The organism is Clostridium sp. DL1XJH146 (genome assembly GCF_054819755.1).
The window spans coordinates 270131-288230 of record NZ_JBTVVN010000001.1; the positions used below are offsets into that span (position 1 = coordinate 270131).

Consider the following 18100-nt stretch of genomic DNA (forward strand, 5'->3'; position numbering starts at 1 on the left):
AATATATAATTTCAGTATTTTATTAAATCGATAAGTAAACCGTAAAAAAATTATTAATTTAATATTATTAACTTATAATACATATTATATTCATGAATCGCCTTTTTGTCAATTGTTAATTTAGCAATGAAAATGGTTTCATATTGATTTTTTAATATTTTTTTATGTTTTTTTATAAAAAAAAGAAGATCAATCAATGATCTTCTTAATAAATAGGAAATTTGGAACACAACTTATGGACTCTCTCCATTATTTCTGTTAAACTTCCATCTCGTTTTTCAATAGTTTCGTTAATTAAATATGCTATTTCCTTCATTTCTTCTTCTCCAAAACCTCTTGTTGTAACTGCTGGAGTTCCAATTCTAATACCACTTGTTACAAATGGGCTTCTAGTTTCATATGGAATAGTATTTTTATTTACAGTTATACCAACTGAGTCAAGCAATTTTTCTGCTTCTTTCCCTGTAATTTCTTTATTATTCAAATCTAAAAGTAAAAGATGGTTATCAGTTCCACCTGAAACAATTCTAAAACCATATTTTTTCAACTCAATTTCTAATACTTTTGCGTTCATTTTAATTTTTTTTGCATAGTCAACAAAATCACTTTGTAATGCTTCTCCAAAACACACTGCTTTTGCAGCAATTATATGCATTAGTGGCCCACCTTGAATACCAGGGAAAATAGCCTTATCTATAGCTTTTGCAAATTCACCCTTGCACATTATAGCGCCACCTCTAGGGCCTCTTAATGTTTTATGTGTAGTTGTTGTTACAAACTGTGCATATGGAACAGGTGAAGGATGTTCTCCTGCCGCTACTAAACCAGCTATATGAGCTATATCAACCATCAAATATGCATCCACACTATCTGCTATTTCCCTCAATTTTTTAAAATCGATAAATCTAGAGTAGGCACTTGCTCCTGCAACTAACATTTTTGGCTTATGTTTTTGAGCTAATTCTAATATTTCATCATAATTTAATACCTCTGTATCTTTATCAACCCCATAAGCAACAAAATTATAGAGATTACCTGAAAAATTAACTGGGCTTCCATGAGTTAAATGGCCACCATGAGATAAATTCATTCCCAAAACAGTATCTCCTGGTTTTAGCATTGCAAAATACACTGCCATATTTGCTGAAGAACCTGAATGTGGTTGTACATTAGCATGTTCTGCACCGAATAACTCTTTTAACCTTTCTATAGCTAATTCTTCTGCTTTATCAACTACGTTACATCCGCCATAATACCTTTTACTCGGATAACCTTCTGCATATTTATTCGTTAAATATGACCCCATAGCTTCCATAACAGCCTCACTAGTAAAATTTTCTGAAGCAATTAATTCAATATTATCTTGCTGTCTTTTATTTTCTTCACTAATAATTTCAAAAATTTTGCTATCTTTTTCTTTTAATGCTGAGAAATTCATCAAATCACTCCTTATTTTGCCGTATTTTAAATAAAATTATAAACTTTATCTTAATATTTATCAATAAAAAGTTAAATTTTATAAAAAATAAATAGAGACATACTTTGTCTCTATTTATTAATACTATTTTATAAACATTTTTATTGCAGAAAGTAGCTCATCAACTTTATCTTGATCTTTTTCTTCTAAATCAACAAGACAATTGTTGCTATAATTACTTAAAATTAAAGAACCAACTTTATTTATTGCAGCCCTAATGGCTGCAACTTGAACTAAAATATCTTTACAGCAAGCATCATTTTCAACCATTCTCTCAATACCTTTAACTTGACCCTCAATTCTCCTAAGTCTATTTAAAAGCTCTTTATTATTGTTTTCACTCATGTTTTTGCTCCTTACCAAATTAATCTAGGACTTTTTTAATTTTAAGTTCACCTAACTGCTTTTCATCTACTGAACTAGGAGCCTCTGTTAGTGGACAATATGCATTTTGATTCTTCGGAAAAGCAATAACATCTTTTATATTTTCAGTATTAGCTAAAAACATAACCATTCTATCAAGTCCATAAGCTAATCCACCATGTGGTGGTGGTCCAAATTTAAAAGCATCCAATAAGAACCCAAATCTTTCCCAAGCTCTTTCTTTTGTAAATCCAAGCACTGTAAATATTTTTTCTTGAAGGTTTGTATCATGAATTCTTATACTTCCCCCTCCTAATTCTTCACCATTAAGAACAATATCATATGCTTTTGATCTAACCTTCAAAGGATCAGTATCTAAAAGTTCAATATCTTCATCTAAAGGCATTGTAAAAGGATGATGTTCCGCTTGATATCTATCTTCCTCTTCGTTATATGAAAGTAGTGGGAAATCAGTAACCCATACAAATTTATATATATCCTTATTAATTACTTCTAATTTTTTTGCCATATGCAATCTTAAAGCTCCTAAAGAAGCTAAAACAACCTTATCACTATCTGCTACTATTAATATTAAATCACCTTTAGATGCACCCGCAGTAGTGATTATGCTATTTAGTTCTTCTTCACTAAGGAATTTTGAAATAGGTGATTTTATTTCATCTTCTTTAATAGCAATCCATGCCAACCCTTTGGCTTTATAATCTTTAACAAAGTTTGTCAACTTATCTATTTGCTTTCTTCCCATACTAGCACCATTTGGTATCTTTATACACCTTACACTGCCATTATTATCAATTGCACCCTTAAATACTGCAAATCCAGAATTATTTACACAATCTGATATTTCTACTATTTCCATACCAAATCTCAAGTCCGGCTTATCACTTCCATATTTATTCATCGCTTCTTCATAAGTAATTCTTTGAATAGGCAACTCAACATCTACATTTCCAACCTCTTTAAAGACTTTTTTTATAAATCTTTCATTAATTTCAATTACTTCTTCTAAATCAACAAAAGACATTTCCATATCAATTTGTGTAAATTCAGGTTGTCTATTTGCTCTTAAATCTTCGTCTCTAAAGCATTTAGCAACTTGATAATATCTATCAAATCCTGATACCATTAATAATTGTTTAAATAATTGTGGAGATTGTGGTAATGCATAGAACATCCCAGCATAGTTTCTGCTTGGTACAAGATAATCTCTTGCTCCCTCTGGAGTACTTTTAGTAAGTATTGGAGTTTCTATTTCCAAAAACCCATTTTCATCAAGGAAGTCTCTTGTAACTTTTGCACATTTATTTCTAATAAAAAATATTTTCTGCATATCAGGTCTTCTTAAATCTAAATATCTATATTTCATTCTAATATTTTCATCAGTATCTAAGTTTTCTTTTACAAGTATTGGCGGTGTATCTGATTCTGATAAAATTTTAAGTTCTTTTCCCATTAATTCTATTGCACCTGTTGGAATATTATTATTCGGAGACTGTCTTAGTACTAAATCACCTTTTACAGCAATACAGTATTCTGATTTTAAACTATCTGCTTTTTTGAATGCTTCTCCATCTATCTCTTCTCCAAAAACAACCTGCAGAATACCAGTTCTATCTCTTAAATCTACAAATATTAATCCTCCAAGATTTCTCTTTCTTTGAACCCATCCCATCACTACAGAAGATTCGCCTTCATTTTTTTCTCTTAATTCGCCACACATAGTTGTTCTTTTTAACCCATTTAATGATTCAGCCATACTGTTCCCCACTTTCGCTATTTATTATTAATTGTTTTTGATTTCAGCAACAATTCCATCTATATCATCCAATTTCAATTCACACTTAGAACCATCATCCATTTTTTTAATACTGATTTTATTCTCATCTATTTCATTATCCCCAATTATAACTGTGTAAAGTGCTTCCATTTTATTCGCATATTTCATTTGAGCTTTTACAGATCTATTCATATGATCAATATCACACTTAACACCATTACTTCTTAATTTGTTGGCTAAACTAAGACTATATAATTTGCCTTTTTCACCCAGTGACCCAATATAAAGTTCAATAAAGGCAGGTTTTGGTATTATGTGACCATTTTCTTCTAATGTCATTACCAGCCTTTCAAGTCCCATACCAAACCCAACTGCCGGAGTATCAGGTCCGCCTATTTCTTCAATTAAGCCATTATATCTTCCACCACCGCATACTGTAATATCATTATTAATAATTTCAAAAACAGTTTTGGTATAATAATCAAGACCTCTAACTATATGTGGATCTACTTCATATGTTAAATCTAGAATTTCTAATGTTTTCTTAAACTTATCAAAATGGTTTTCACATTCTTCACAAACATAGTCTAAAATAACTGGTGCATCTTTTATTATTCTCTTACAATTTTTATTTTTACAATCTAATATCCTCATAGGGTTTTTTTCAAATCTAGATTTACACGTGTCACATAAACCATCATAACTTTCCTTCAAATACTGAATCAAAGCTTCATTATATTTACCTCTACATTTAGGACAACCTATATTATTAATTGTCAATTTAAGATTATCAATATTAAAATTTTGAAATACTGCCATTGCAAGACTTATTACTTCAGCATCTAATTCAGGTGCCGAAGATCCAAATACTTCTACGCCAAACTGATGATGCTGCCTAAATCTGCCTTTTTGTACATTTTCATACCTAAAAACAGGTGTGAAATAAAACATCTTCGTTGGTTGAGATGCTGCATATAAGCTATGCTGAATATATGCTCTAACTGAAGGTGCTGTTCCTTCGGCTTTTAACGTCATACTTCTATTTCCTTTATCTAAAAAAGTATACATTTCCTTTTGCACTACATCAGTGGTTTCTCCTACACCTCTTTCAAAAAGTTCTGTTGATTCAAATATAGGAGTTCTTATTTCTCTACATGCATATTCTCCAGCAATAGTTCTCAATTCACTTTCTATGTACTGCCATTTATAAGACTCTTCTGGCAAAAGATCCTTTGTTCCTTTTGGTGCTTGAAGTTTCATTCTTTCTCCTCCTCAACTATTATATACTAAATCTAATTTTTCTTTTTTTTCTTTAATTTTTTCATCTAGTCTAATTATGTATTCACGTACATCCTTAATATTAGGTACTCTATCAATTCGGTTATTCTCTAAATTCACAATTTTAGTAACTGCATCTGCACCTAGCGCTATTATAGTCTGTTTTTCTTCAATTATCTGAATATTATAAATACCTTCTTTACCTTCTTTTGAATACCCTACGTTTTCTCCATCTCCAACCATATTTCTTTGCCTATACATATAATATGGTATCATATCTAATCTATTTGATAAATTATACGTTTCATCGTACATTTTCCAAACTTCTTCATGATTAATTCCATCTTTATTATTAATGACCATTTCTTCATGTAGTTTAGACGCTCTTTTCAAAGCGAGTCCATGTACAGTTATGTTATCTGGGTTTAATTTAATTATTTCATTACAAGTATTTATCACATCAGATATATTTTCTTTCGGCAATCCTATAATTAAATCCATATTTATATTATCAAAACCATAATTTCTTGCCATATAATATTTATTTATAATGTCTTCAACTGTATGATTTCTTCCAATCAACTTTAACGTTTTATCATTCATAGATTGAGGATTAATACTAATTCTACTAACTTCATATTTCTTCATAATTTTGAATTTTTCATCATTAAGGCTATCAGGTCTTCCACATTCAATATTAAATTCTCTAATATTGTGTCCTTCAACAAAATTTTTATATATTGTCTCCAGTAATTCAGAAAAAGAATTATTATCAATAGATGTAGGAGTTCCTCCCCCAAAATATACGCAATCTATTTGTAGTGCTTTTTCTTTTATATATTTTGAAAATTCTTCTATTTCTCGTTTCAATGCTTCAATATACTCAGAAACAAGATTACCTTTTTTAGAAATTGCATTTGAAGCGAAAGAACAATATACACACCTTGACGGGCAAAATGGCATACCTATGTATACACTTATTTTATTCTGATTTGCATTAATAAACTCTCTAGAATTAATAACTGTATCATAGCATAATATTGTTTTTTCTTTTTTTACAAAGTATCTTTCCTCGAAAATGGCAATAATTTCTTGTCTATTTTTCCCTTGATTAATCAGACTATTTGTTATCTTTGTAGGTCTTATTCCTGTTAAAATTCCCCACGGTATTTTTTTGCCTGTTTCCTTTCTGAAAAACAAGAATATGGATCTTTTAATACTTTGTTTATATTTGTTTGCATCTAAAACATATTCCTCTTTAATATTACCATTTTTTCGTATATCAATCGACAATTCTTTAATAATAATTTCATAATCAAATTTTGAGTCTACAAAATCAATTCTTATAAACGGGAAATATACGTTTAGAATAAGATAAACTTCGTATCTATAATCTAAATTATTTAAACATATTTTAATCATTATATAACCCTTCCCTTGCTAATAAACAAAACTACTTTTTTCATGCCCAATTGTAGTTTCAGGTCCATGACCTGGTAATACTTTGATTTCAGAGTCTAAAACAAATAATTTATCCTTAATAGAATTAACTAATGTTTGAAGATCTCCTCCCTCTAAATCACTTCTACCCATTCCTCTGTAAAACAACGTATCTCCTGCTAGTAAATTATCATTTACTAAGAAACACATACCGCCTGGTGTATGTCCTGGTGTACTTATACAACGCATCTTAAAAGTAGAAGTTACAATAATATCTCCATCTTTAATAAAATAATCAATTCTATTATCCTTACCTATTTGAGGAAAAATCCTGTGATTTTTCTCTATCATATTAAAATCTTCTTGACTAATATATATCGGTATATTAAATTCTTCTCTAATTATATCTGCAGCTAAAGTATGATCAAAGTGTCCATGAGTCAATAAAATCAGCTCTGGTTTAAGTCCTAGTCTACTAACAATGTCAATAATTCTGCTCGAATTATCACCTGGGTCAACTATTACAGCTTTTTTTTGTTCGTCATCATACACAATATAACAATTAGTTTGTATTTCCCCAACAATAACTCTTTTTATATTAATACCCATAAAATCACTCCCTCAAATCCTAAAATCCGTTAAAAATCTTTTTTACTATCAATTAATAATGTCACCGGGCCATCATTCATAATAGAAACTTTCATATCAGCTCCAAACTTTCCTGTTTGAACTAAATCTATTTCATTTTTACATCCTTGTACAAAGGATTCATATAAAATTTCTGCTTTATCTCCAGGAAGAGCTTTAACAAAACTAGGTCTTCTCCCCTTTCTACAATCACCATACAAAGTAAATTGTGATATTACTAGAATATCTCCATTTATATCTTTTAATGACTTGTTCAATTTGCCATTATTATCTTCAAATATACGTAAATTTAATATTTTATCTCTTAAATATTTCACATCTTCTTCAGTGTCGTCAATACTTATTCCAATCAAAATATTTAATCCTTTATCGATGCTACCAATAATTTGATTTTCTACCTCTACCGAAGAACATAGAACCCTTTGAACTACAGCTCTCATATTTTAACTCCTTATAAATAAATTAAACAAATTAATTTTTATTTCTATAAACAGAAATTACCCCTTTTATCTTTCTTAATTGTTTCATAATATCCATAAGTTTTTCAATATCAGCAATTCTAACTTTTATTGATATTATTGCGATATTTCTCTTTATAGTTTTAGCATTTAAAGCATGCAGAGATACTTTTTTTGAAGTGATTAATGCAACTACTTCAGAAATTATTCCATCTCTATCTTCAGCTTTAACTTCAATTTGAGTAATATAATCATTTTTCCTAGATTTCTCTTCTTCCCATTCAACTTCAATGACTCTGCTTTTATCCTCATTAATCAAGTTCTTTAGATTGGGGCAATCATGTCTATGAACAGATACGCCTCTTCCTTTTGTTATATATCCAACTATAGTGTCACCTGGAACAGGACTACAGCATTTCGCAAATCTTATAAGAATATTATCTACACCTTTTACGGTAATCCCTGTAGTACTTTTCTTCTTTCTAAAATCGTTCTGCCTTGTAAGTTCCTCTTTCAATTCCTCTATATTTAATTCATCTTTCTTCTCTTTTCCATTAAACTTCAATAATTTATTTATACAAGTTGTAACCGTAAGATTTCCCATCCCTACAGTTAAATACATTTCATCTAAATTATTCAATCCTGTTTTCTTTAAAAAATTATTAAAAGGTTCCCCTTTAATTAGTTCTCCAATGTGAAATCCATGCTTCTTAGCTTCTTTCTCAAGCAACTCTTTACCTTTTTCAATATTTTCTTGTCTCTGCTCTTTCTTAAACCAAGCTTTTATTTTACTTTTAGCTTGATTACTCTTAGTAATATTTAACCAATCTTTACTTGGTCCTTTAGGTGAAGAAGATGTTATTATTTCAACAATTTCACCTGTTCTTAATTTATAATCAATTGGTATTATCTTACCATTTACTTTTGCACCAATACATTTATGCCCAATATCTGTATGAATTCTATATGCAAAATCAATAGGTGTTGATTCATTTGGTAAATTGATAACTTTTCCATTAGGAGTAAAAACAAAGACTTCATCTGAAAACATATCTATTTTAAAATCTTCCATAAATTCTTCTGGGTTTAATGTTTCTCTTTGCCATTCTAATACTTCTCTTAGCCAAGTTAATTTTGTTTCAAAATCTTTGTCACCATTATCGCCTTCTTTATACTTCCAATGTGCTGCGATGCCGAGTTCCGCAGTACTATGCATTTCATAGGTACGAATTTGAATTTCAAAAGGTTTACCCTGAGGTCCAATTACCGTTGTATGAAGTGATTGATACATATTAGGTTTAGGCATTGCTATATAGTCTTTAAATCTACCAGGTATAGGTTTATACATAGTGTGCACTATTCCTAAAACTGCATAACAATCCTTTATATCATCTACTAAAACTCTAATAGCTGTTAAATCAAATATTTGTTCTAATTTTTTATCTTTTACAACCATTTTTCTATAAATGCTATAAAAATGTTTAGGTCTTCCTTCAATATCAGCTTCTATTCCTGCTGATTTTAAATTTTCATTTAGCTGGCCCTCAATCATAGCTATATACAATTCTCTTTCTTCTCTTTTTTCAGATATCTCTTTTACAAGCTGATAATATTCGTCAGGATGCATATACCTTAAAGAAAGATCTTCAAGTTCCCATTTAATTTTAGATATACCCAATCTATGAGCTAAAGGAGCATAGATATCCAATGTTTCCTTAGCTTTTTCTTGTTGTTTTTCTCGTACCATAAATTTAAGAGTTCTCATATTATGCAATCTATCAGCTAATTTAATTAAGATAACTCTAATATCTTTCGTCATAGCAAATAACATCTTTCTTAAATTCTCCGCTTGACGTTCTTCTTTTGTTTGATATTTAATCTTTCCTAACTTTGTAACGCCATCCACTAAATTTGCAACTTCCAAATTAAACATACTTTCAATATCATCAAAAGTATATTCAGTATCTTCAATAACATCATGAAGTAAACTAGCCGCAATTACATTTTCATCCAATCCCATTTCAGCTAAAATCATTGCCACATTTAATGGATGAGAAATATAAGGCTCTCCTGATTCCCTTTTTTGATCTTTGTGAGCTTTTTTTGCAAGGTTATAAGCTTTTATAATAAAATTTTTATCTATATTTTTATTATTTTCATCAATTATCTCTAATAGCTGATTAATCATAATTTTCTCCCAAAATAGAAAGCTGGGTTCAAATCCAGCTTTAGTTTTTTATAAACATTATATAATAGTAATACTATTTTTGCAATATTTAAAAAATCAAAGAAAGGGTTCTAAAGAACCCTTTCTTTATAAATCATATTCAATTAGTGAATTTATATCATAATTTGCTAATTTATCTCTTCCATTTAGTTCTGTAAGTTCAATTAAAAAATTAATAGAAACAACTTCTCCTCCACATTTCTCAATTAGCTTTGCAGCAGAATTAATTGTTCCTCCTGTGGCTAGCAAATCATCTACTATAGCAACTCTTTGCCCAGGCTTAATTGAATCTGAATGAATTTCTAAAGTATCATTCCCATATTCTAAATCATAGTCAACACCAATTGTTTCTGATGGAAGTTTACCTTTCTTTCTAACAGGTACAAATCCTATTCCTAAAGAATATGCTATTGGTGTCCCAAATAAAAACCCTCTTGCCTCAGGACCTACAATTACATCTATTTTCTTATCTTTTAAATTATCAACCATTAAATCAACAGCATATTTAAAGGCCTCACCATCTTGAAGCAAAGTTGTAATATCCTTAAAACTTATACCTTCTTTAGGAAATCCTTCTATTACTCTAATTTTTTCTTTTAGATTCACTTTAATTTCCCCCATAAACATATTATTGTTTTCTTTTATTGATTATGTACTTTGCAATTCTTTTAGCTCTTTCTCTATCATTTGTTGTTAAAAACTCAATTATAATTCTTGTATCATCCATTCTTCCAAAAACATTTTCCTCTGGCAATAGCAAAGAGGATAATTTTTCCATTGTATCTAAGTTAACCTTTTCTATTTTCAGATGATTTTTAAGAGCATTTAATCCATAATTATTAGATTTTTCTAAATATGTCATTCCCTTTTCAACCAACAATAAATTTTCTCCATCCAAAGAAACTTTACTTGCTATAATAGAAATAGCTACAATATCTAAATATTTTTCAATATACGACAAATGATAATAATTCGCTATAGACTGCGCTATTTTATATGCAATACCGCTTAAATTAAGATCTTTAAAAGGATATTTACTTTGGTCAGTATTTGGATTAACTAATATCATACCAGGATAATCTCTAAATTCGTGATTATAGTCAGTAACAATAACATCTATCCCACTATTTTTGCATGTTTCTGCCGTTTCTTTCAACTCTATATTACAGCCCACCGTAATTATTAAATCTGCATTAAATAGTTTAACATGATTCTCTATGATATCTTTTGATAAACTATTAGAGAACTCCTGTCTATCAGGTGTGTAATAATCTACATCAGCATTTAAGTATTCCAAAATAAGCTTCAATAATGAAATTCCAATAATGCCATCTAAATCTGTTCTGCCAAAAATGAATATTTTCTCTCTTTTGTTTACAGCTTTAACTATTCTATTTAAAGCTTCATACATACCCGATATTTGAAAAGGGTTGTAATAAATATTATTATTATAACTTTCATTGTAATGTTTTTCCATAAGTAAGCCTCCAAAAGCAATGGGAAGTAACTTATATTATAAGTAATTTTTTTTAATATTACAAATGGTTTTTTATTTTTTTACTACGCGAGTAAAAAAAAATCTGAAGTATTACTCCAGATTCTTATTTTTTCTACTTTTCAACATTACCCATACTGGGCTAGCTATAAATATTGAAGAATATGCACCTGATATTATTCCTATAATTAATGGAAAAGAAAAATCTCTAACAGCAGGAACTAATATATATACAGCTACTATGGTAAATAAAGTTGTTAAAGAAGTATATATTGACCTTGTAATAGTTTGTGAAATACTAATATTTGTTACTTTCTTAATTTCTTCGCCCTTCATTTTTTTACTATTTTCTCGTATTCTATCAAATACTACAATAGTATCGTTTATTGAATAACCAACAATAGTAAGCATTGCTGCTATGAATGGTGTGTTAATAGGTATATCAAATATTACAAAAACGCTCAAAGTAATTAAAACGTCATGTAATAACGCAATGATAGCTGCCAAACCAAAAGTTAATTCAAATCTTATTGCAATATATATAAGCATAAGAATTGTAGCTACAGCAAGGGCTTTAATTGCCTTTTGTTTTAATTCACTTCCAACAGATGGACCAACTTTACTTTCTGAAAGGAGTGCGTCATCATCTAATCCAAATTCTTCTTTCATACTTTGTAATATTTCACTAACATCCTCTTCTGAAATTGAATTACTTCTAATCTCAATTTGAGTATCATTAGCCATATTAGATGTAGCATTTTCGTCAAATTCCATAATAATTCCATCGATAATTTCTTTATCTTGAGTAGTAACTTCTTCTCCCATTTCTATGGTTGCAAGTGTACCTCCCATAAAATCAATACCAAGATTATATCCTTTTGTAAATGTAAACATAATTCCAATTGCGATAATAATTATAGATATTGTTAACCATACCTTTGTTTTTTCTATTATTTTTAATGGTTTAGAATTCTTCTTTTCATTAATTCCAAAATGAGATTTGCTACTTATAATACCCATTTTAACGCCAAGGTTTAATAACGTTCTTGTAATTGTAAGTGCAGTAAATATACTCCAAACAATACCAATCATAAGAGTAAGTGCAAAACCTTTTACAGAACCCGATCCCATTGAATACAGAACTATACCTGCTATAAAAGTAGTTATATTAGAGTCTAAAATAGATGATAGAGCCCTACTGAAGCCAGAATCAATAGCAGCTCCAATTGTCTTCCCTATTTTAAGTTCTTCTTTTATTCTTTCAAATATTAGGACATTAGCATCAACTGCCATACCTACCGTCAATAAGAAACCAGCTATACCCGAAAGCGTTAAAGTTGCTTCAATAACATTAAAAGTTCCTAAAACTAAAACTATGTATAATACTAGTGCTATACTTGCCATTATTCCAGGTAAACGATAAATAATAAACATAAATAAAAATACTAAAGCAATACCTATTAAACCAGCTTTAACACTTAAAGGCAATGCACTTTGCCCTAAAGTAGCCCCTACAGTTTTATATTCTGCTACTTCTAGTGTAACTGGAAGTGCACCAGATTTAATTATATTTGCTTTTGATTGAGCTTCTTCTAATGACACACTACCATCAATTTGAGCACTGCCACTTCTGATTGCTTCTTTTACTGTAGGACTTGTTAATTCTTCGTCATCCATATAAATAGAAATTGTTTGGCCAACAAACTCTTCAGTTGCTTCTGCAAACTTTACTGCTCCTTCATCATTAAAGTCTAAAATTATAAGTGGTTGATTAAACTCATCTAGTCTCGCGCTAGCGTCTTCAATATCTGTACCTTCAAGTAAAACATTTCCATCAGGGTCTCTAAATTCAAGTTTCCCTGTTCTACCAATGCTATTTAAAACTTTTCCAGAATCAAATTCACCAGGGATTTCAATTCTAATTCTATTTTCGCCTTCTCTTAAAATAGAGACTTCTTTAACCCCTTCTGGATTTATTCTCATATTTAGTAATTCAATAGTCCTAGCTACTGTATCATCGTCTACATCCTCACCTTTAATTTCTTCTAAAACAGAAATACCACCTTGAAGATCCAATCCTTTTTTAATTGTTGCAGATATAGGATTTATTTTATAACCAAATATATTACTAAAACCAAAAGCACTAGTATATGCGAATAAACCTATAAATAATACCAACGCTATAAATATTGAAGTACTCTTAATTTTTACATTACCCTTTTTCGAGCTTTTCATTTTTATCCTCCTTTGTCAATGTTTTTATGCAACTACGAATTTATTATATTCCTTTTATTGTAACCAGTCAATATGATTATCTATTCCTTAGATTGCTTTGATTTTAAGGCTATGGCACATTCAGTTCTTTTCTTAAGTAATTCACAACCAATTTTATATGGAACTTTCATATCACCATTAAAATTATAGTTATTTGCTTGACATCCTCCACTACAATAGAATCTCGCCCAACAATTCCTGCACTCAGGTTTACTATACAAATGTGCTTTTTTAAATTCCGATACAAGTTCATCATTAAAAGTGTTATCATCATAAATATTACCCATCAAGAAATCCTTATTGCCTACAAATTGATGACAAGGATAAATGTCCCCGTCTGGAGTAACTGAAATGTATTCATGTCCTGCACCACATCCTGAAATTCTTTTATAAACACAAGGTCCGCCTTGAAGGTCTATATTAAAATGATAAAAATTAAAGCCTTGCCCATTCTCCCTACGCTTCAACATTTCTCTATAAAGCATTTCATAATTTTCAAATATTTCTTCTAAATCAACTTCTCTCAAAGATAAATTACTTTCGTCCGGAAGTACTACTGGCTCAACTGAAATCTCTTTAAATCCTTGATCTGCTAAATAAATAATATCCTTATAAAAATCTAAATTATCTCTTGTAAATGTACCTCTTACATAATGAGCTTTATCATTATCTCTATGTTCAACCATTTTTTTTATTTTCGGCAAAATTATATCGTGTGTTCCTTTATGGTCAGCATTAAATCTCACGGCATCATTTACTTCTTTTCTTCCATCTATGCTTAAAACAATATTAACCATTTCTTTATTCAAATATTCGATTAATTCGTCATTTAGCAAAGTACAATTTGTCGTCATTGTAAATCTAATGTTTTTCCCACTCTCTTTTTCAATCCCTCTTGCATAATGGATTATTTCTTTTATCTCATCCATAGCAAGTAATGGTTCTCCACCAAATAAATCAATTTCAATGTTCTTCCTAGGTCCAGAATGTTTTATTACATAATTTATAGCCTTTTTCCCAACCTCTGCTGACATTACTTTTCTAACGCCATGATATTTACCTTCGTCAGCAAAACAGTACTTACATCTCAAATTACAGTCATGTGTAACATTTAAGCAAAGAGCTTTTATATAATTAGGACTTTCCTCATAATCTTTAGCTATATGTTCATATAAATCCATTGTATATAAATATTCATCATCAACTAATTCTTTTATTTCATTATAAGCTTCTATAATTTCAGTTTCTTCATATTTACTTTTTAATTTTTCTTTTATTTCGTTTAAAGTTGCAAATTTATCATCATCAAGTATATCGTAAACCAGTTCATCAATTACATGCACTGTGCCTGAATTAACATCAATTACAAAATACTCATTATCTAGCTCAAATTTGTGTATTAATGCCATATAAAAATTTCCTCCTTAAAAAAATAGAAGCAGTAACAAAAGTTACTGCTAATTATTTGTTTTCACAAGCTAAATTTGCAACTGTGCAAGATGTTTTACATGCTGATTGACATGAATTAGCACATTCCTTACATCCAGGCTTTTTTAAGCTTTCTTTAATATTTCTCTTGTTTATAGTTTTAATATGTTTCATTGTAACTCCTCCATTCTTTTCTATCTCGTAAAATTATATCACAATTTTTTCTCTTAATAAAGTATTAATCCATATTTACTGAAAGCATGCCTGAAAACATACCCACTGCAAGTGACAAAATTACTCTTATTATACCAAAAACAGAAAAATCTGCTGCTCTTCCATTTATAACTGAAATTAAATATATAATCACCATATAAACCAGAGCTACAATAATTCCATTAACCCATCCTCTAGTTTTTATTCTAGAAACAGAGAATATTGTAGCATACATAATACTAAGTGCTGTAACAATCACTATGTATACCCCAGCAAAACTCTCTATTACATTAAAATAAGTTGATAATATTGAATAAACGAATAACAATACCATCGTAAGAAAAAAACCTCTTATCACACCTTCTGAAATATAAAAAATATTTTTTTTCATAAATACACCTCCTATCTATACAATATTATGTAGATAGAAGGCACATTATTACTTTACTAAATATTTTACAAGTACAAAAACTCTATTCTAATCCTTTAAATGCAAAATATTAACACTACTATTCTTCTATTGACTTAGATTCTACAACAGAAGCTACTCCATTTTTTTGTAATTTAAATCTAGCTTTATCTGGGCCAGATTCTACAATTACAAAATCTTCTTGAAGATTAGAAATTCTTCCTACAATGCCACCTCTTGTAAGTATTTCATCTCCTACTTTCAAAGAATCTACCATTGTTTGATATTTTTTCTTTCTTTTTCTTTCAGGTAAAAACAAAACAAGATAAAACACTGCTATCATAGCAATAAAAGGTAATAAACTACTTAATTCAGCCATTAATTAAATCCTCCTTATTTTTTATGCTCTCCCATTCCATTGGGTTAGCTTTTGTTTTTTAAATTCGTCAAATCTATTTTCTTCTATAGATTCTCTGATATCATACATTAATTTATTATAAAAATGCAAATTATGAAGAACACATAATCTCATAGCAAGCATTTCTTTTGCTTTGAACAAATGTCTTATATAAGCCCTTGAATAATTCTTACAAGCTGGGCAATCACACCCTTCATCGATAGGTCTATCATCTAATTCAAATTTTGCATTAAACAAATTAATTTTCCCATTCTCAGTAAATACATGGCCATGTCTTCCATTTCTTGCAGGTAAGACGCAATCAAAAAAGTCAACGCCTCTTTCTACTGCTTCTAAAATATTGCTTGGCAATCCAACGCCCATAAGATATCTTGGTTTATCCTTAGGTAAAAATGGTTCAACTGCATCAATAGTACTATACATCTCTTCATGTGTTTCACCAACTGCCAATCCACCTATTGCATATCCATCTAGATTAAGTTCACTTATTCGTTTTGCATGCTCTATTCTAATATCAGAGTAAGTACCTCCTTGATTAATCCCAAATAGCATTTGTTTTTTATTAATAGTTTCCTCTAAATTGTTCAACCTGTCAAGTTCTATTTTACATCTTTCTAACCATCTTGTAGTTCTATCAACTGAATTTACTACATACTCTCTCGTAGAAGGATTAGGAATACATTCATCAAAAGCCATAGCAATAGTTGAAGCTAAATTGCTCTGTATTTGCATACTCTCTTCTGGTCCCATGAATATTTTTCTCCCATCTATGTGTGAGCTAAAATAAACGCCTTCTTCTTTAATCTTCCTCATTTTAGCTAGTGAAAACACTTGAAAACCACCTGAATCAGTTAATATAGGCCTATCCCAATTCATAAATTTATGTAATCCACCTAATTTATTCACAATATCATCTCCTGGTCTTAAATGAAGATGGTATGTATTAGATAACTCAACAAGACATCCAATTTCTTTCAAATCTACTGACGATACCGCCCCTTTTATGGCAGCTAAAGTTCCCACATTCATAAACACAGGTGTTTGAATAACTCCATGTGGTGTATGAAACTCTCCTCTTCTTGCTTTTCCATCAGTATTAAGTAATTTATACAAGCTATTCACCCTTTCAGCATCTGTATCATTTTATTATCATTGCATCCCCAAAACTAAAAAATCTATATTCTTCTTTAACAGCTACCCTATATGCATTCATCATTATTTCACGTTTCGATAATGCGCTCACAAGCATAAGTAAAGTTGATTGTGGTAAATGAAAATTAGTAATTAACTTATCAACGATTTTAAATTTATATCCTGGATATATAAATATATTAGTCCATCCAGATTTTTCTTTTACTAATCCATTTTCATCCCCTATTGATTCAAGAGTTCTTGAAGACGTTGTTCCTACAGATATAATGCTTCCACTATTTTTTTTACACTCATTTATCTTATCAGCATTTTCTTTATCAAGGATATAATATTCCGAGTGCATATCATGTTCTTCAATATTTTCTACCTTAACAGGCCTAAAAGTTCCAAGGCCTACATGAAGAGTAACATAGGCTATTTCAACACCTTTTTTTTCTATTTCTTCTAAAAGTTCTTTTGTGAAATGTAATCCAGCTGTCGGAGCTGCTGCTGACCCAACTTCCTTTGAATATACCGTCTGATATCTTTCTTTGTTTTCTAATCTTTCTGTTATATACGGAGGAAGGGGCATCTGCCCTAATTCGTCTAATATTTCTTCAAATATTCCTGTGAATTCAAATTTGACAATTCTATTACCATCATCTTTAACTTCTTCAATTTCACCAATTAATTTTCCTTCTCCAAAGCTTATTCTAGTTCCAATTTTAGCTCTTTTGCCAGGCTTAACTAAAGTTTCCCATCTATATTTATCTATTCTCTTTAGCAGTAAGAATTCTATCTTAGCTCCTGTGGCCTCTTTAATACCATACAATCTTGCTGGTAAAACTCTAGTATTATTTAAAACCAAACAATCCCCTGGATTCAAATAATCTATTACATTTCTAAATATTCTATGCTCAATTTCGCCATTTTCTTTATTAACAACCATAAGTCTTGAATGATCCCTTTTTTCTGATGGATGCTGTGCTATTAACTTTTGAGGTAAATCAAAGTCAAAATCCTTAACCTTCAATTAATTCACT

General features: G+C 29.8%; 17 protein-coding genes. All 17 read right to left on the reverse strand.

The window, feature by feature from the left end:
• Positions 1-205: 205 nt before the first annotated feature.
• The 17 genes from glyA to queA all read right to left on the reverse strand — a co-directional run bounded on the left by glyA (position 206) and on the right by queA (position 18090).
• Positions 206-1438, reverse strand: a complete 1233-nt coding sequence (gene glyA / locus ACVHXK_RS01345; protein WP_461204541.1) for a serine hydroxymethyltransferase — start codon at positions 1436-1438, stop codon at positions 206-208.
• A gap of 123 nt (positions 1439-1561) precedes the next feature.
• On the reverse strand, positions 1562-1822 hold the full coding sequence (locus tag ACVHXK_RS01350; RefSeq protein WP_461204542.1) for a metal-sensitive transcriptional regulator: 261 nt from the start codon (positions 1820-1822) through the stop codon (positions 1562-1564).
• Between the two features lie 19 nt (positions 1823-1841).
• On the reverse strand, positions 1842-3617 hold the full coding sequence (gene aspS, locus ACVHXK_RS01355) for an aspartate--tRNA ligase (RefSeq protein WP_461204543.1): 1776 nt from the start codon (positions 3615-3617) through the stop codon (positions 1842-1844).
• 27 nt (positions 3618-3644) lie between these two features.
• Entirely contained in the window at positions 3645-4898 is a 1254-nt protein-coding gene (hisS, locus tag ACVHXK_RS01360) for a histidine--tRNA ligase (RefSeq protein WP_461204544.1), read from the reverse strand.
• A gap of 12 nt (positions 4899-4910) precedes the next feature.
• Positions 4911-6341, reverse strand: a complete 1431-nt coding sequence (locus tag ACVHXK_RS01365) for a coproporphyrinogen III oxidase (RefSeq protein WP_461204588.1) — start codon at positions 6339-6341, stop codon at positions 4911-4913.
• A gap of 15 nt (positions 6342-6356) precedes the next feature.
• Complete coding sequence (locus tag ACVHXK_RS01370; protein WP_461204545.1) at positions 6357-6965, reverse strand: MBL fold metallo-hydrolase; 609 nt, start codon at positions 6963-6965, stop codon at positions 6357-6359.
• 29 nt (positions 6966-6994) lie between these two features.
• Positions 6995-7444, reverse strand: a complete 450-nt coding sequence (gene dtd, locus ACVHXK_RS01375; RefSeq protein WP_461204546.1) for a D-aminoacyl-tRNA deacylase — start codon at positions 7442-7444, stop codon at positions 6995-6997.
• 31 nt (positions 7445-7475) lie between these two features.
• Complete coding sequence (locus ACVHXK_RS01380; RefSeq protein WP_461204547.1) at positions 7476-9650, reverse strand: RelA/SpoT family protein; 2175 nt, start codon at positions 9648-9650, stop codon at positions 7476-7478.
• A gap of 126 nt (positions 9651-9776) precedes the next feature.
• On the reverse strand, positions 9777-10295 hold the full coding sequence (locus ACVHXK_RS01385) for an adenine phosphoribosyltransferase (protein ID WP_461204548.1): 519 nt from the start codon (positions 10293-10295) through the stop codon (positions 9777-9779).
• 22 nt (positions 10296-10317) lie between these two features.
• On the reverse strand, positions 10318-11166 hold the full coding sequence (locus ACVHXK_RS01390; protein WP_461204549.1) for a DHH family phosphoesterase: 849 nt from the start codon (positions 11164-11166) through the stop codon (positions 10318-10320).
• A gap of 111 nt (positions 11167-11277) precedes the next feature.
• Positions 11278-13419: a protein translocase subunit SecD gene (gene secD, locus ACVHXK_RS01395; RefSeq protein ID WP_461204550.1), complete on the reverse strand. Its 2142-nt coding sequence runs from the start codon at positions 13417-13419 to the stop codon at positions 11278-11280.
• An 80-nt stretch (positions 13420-13499) separates the two neighbouring features.
• Positions 13500-14867, reverse strand: coding sequence for a thioether cross-link-forming SCIFF peptide maturase (scfB, locus tag ACVHXK_RS01400; RefSeq protein ID WP_461204551.1), 1368 nt, complete (start codon positions 14865-14867; stop codon positions 13500-13502).
• A gap of 52 nt (positions 14868-14919) precedes the next feature.
• A complete protein-coding gene (scfA, locus tag ACVHXK_RS01405) occupies positions 14920-15060 on the reverse strand; it encodes a six-cysteine ranthipeptide SCIFF (RefSeq protein WP_461204552.1) in 141 nt (46 codons plus the stop codon).
• 64 nt (positions 15061-15124) lie between these two features.
• A complete protein-coding gene (locus ACVHXK_RS01410) occupies positions 15125-15490 on the reverse strand; it encodes a TIGR04086 family membrane protein (RefSeq protein WP_461204553.1) in 366 nt (121 codons plus the stop codon).
• Between the two features lie 118 nt (positions 15491-15608).
• Entirely contained in the window at positions 15609-15887 is a 279-nt protein-coding gene (yajC, locus tag ACVHXK_RS01415) for a preprotein translocase subunit YajC (protein ID WP_461204554.1), read from the reverse strand.
• Between the two features lie 21 nt (positions 15888-15908).
• Positions 15909-17039, reverse strand: coding sequence for a tRNA guanosine(34) transglycosylase Tgt (gene tgt / locus ACVHXK_RS01420; RefSeq protein WP_461204555.1), 1131 nt, complete (start codon positions 17037-17039; stop codon positions 15909-15911).
• Positions 17040-17064: 25 nt separating this feature from the next.
• The gene (queA, locus tag ACVHXK_RS01425) at positions 17065-18090 is read right to left on the reverse strand and encodes a tRNA preQ1(34) S-adenosylmethionine ribosyltransferase-isomerase QueA (RefSeq protein ID WP_461204556.1); all 1026 of its coding nucleotides are present in this window, start codon (positions 18088-18090) and stop codon (positions 17065-17067) included.
• Between the last annotated feature and the right edge of the window lie 10 nt (positions 18091-18100).

What these genes read in the sequence shown, in the direction of transcription:
- glyA (WP_461204541.1), bottom strand. Translation starts at nt 1,438, where the DNA reads ATGAATTTCTCAGCATTAAAAGAAAAAGATAGCAAAATTTTTGAAATT.
- ACVHXK_RS01350 (WP_461204542.1), bottom strand. Translation starts at nt 1,822, where the DNA reads ATGAGTGAAAACAATAATAAAGAGCTTTTAAATAGACTTAGGAGAATT.
- aspS (WP_461204543.1), bottom strand. Translation starts at nt 3,617, where the DNA reads ATGGCTGAATCATTAAATGGGTTAAAAAGAACAACTATGTGTGGCGAA.
- hisS (WP_461204544.1), bottom strand. Translation starts at nt 4,898, where the DNA reads ATGAAACTTCAAGCACCAAAAGGAACAAAGGATCTTTTGCCAGAAGAG.
- ACVHXK_RS01370 (WP_461204545.1), bottom strand. Translation starts at nt 6,965, where the DNA reads ATGGGTATTAATATAAAAAGAGTTATTGTTGGGGAAATACAAACTAAT.
- dtd (WP_461204546.1), bottom strand. Translation starts at nt 7,444, where the DNA reads ATGAGAGCTGTAGTTCAAAGGGTTCTATGTTCTTCGGTAGAGGTAGAA.
- ACVHXK_RS01380 (WP_461204547.1), bottom strand. Translation starts at nt 9,650, where the DNA reads ATGATTAATCAGCTATTAGAGATAATTGATGAAAATAATAAAAATATA.
- ACVHXK_RS01390 (WP_461204549.1), bottom strand. Translation starts at nt 11,166, where the DNA reads ATGGAAAAACATTACAATGAAAGTTATAATAATAATATTTATTACAAC.
- secD (WP_461204550.1), bottom strand. Translation starts at nt 13,419, where the DNA reads ATGAAAAGCTCGAAAAAGGGTAATGTAAAAATTAAGAGTACTTCAATA.
- scfB (WP_461204551.1), bottom strand. Translation starts at nt 14,867, where the DNA reads ATGGCATTAATACACAAATTTGAGCTAGATAATGAGTATTTTGTAATT.
- scfA (WP_461204552.1), bottom strand. Translation starts at nt 15,060, where the DNA reads ATGAAACATATTAAAACTATAAACAAGAGAAATATTAAAGAAAGCTTA.
- ACVHXK_RS01410 (WP_461204553.1), bottom strand. Translation starts at nt 15,490, where the DNA reads ATGAAAAAAAATATTTTTTATATTTCAGAAGGTGTGATAAGAGGTTTT.
- yajC (WP_461204554.1), bottom strand. Translation starts at nt 15,887, where the DNA reads ATGGCTGAATTAAGTAGTTTATTACCTTTTATTGCTATGATAGCAGTG.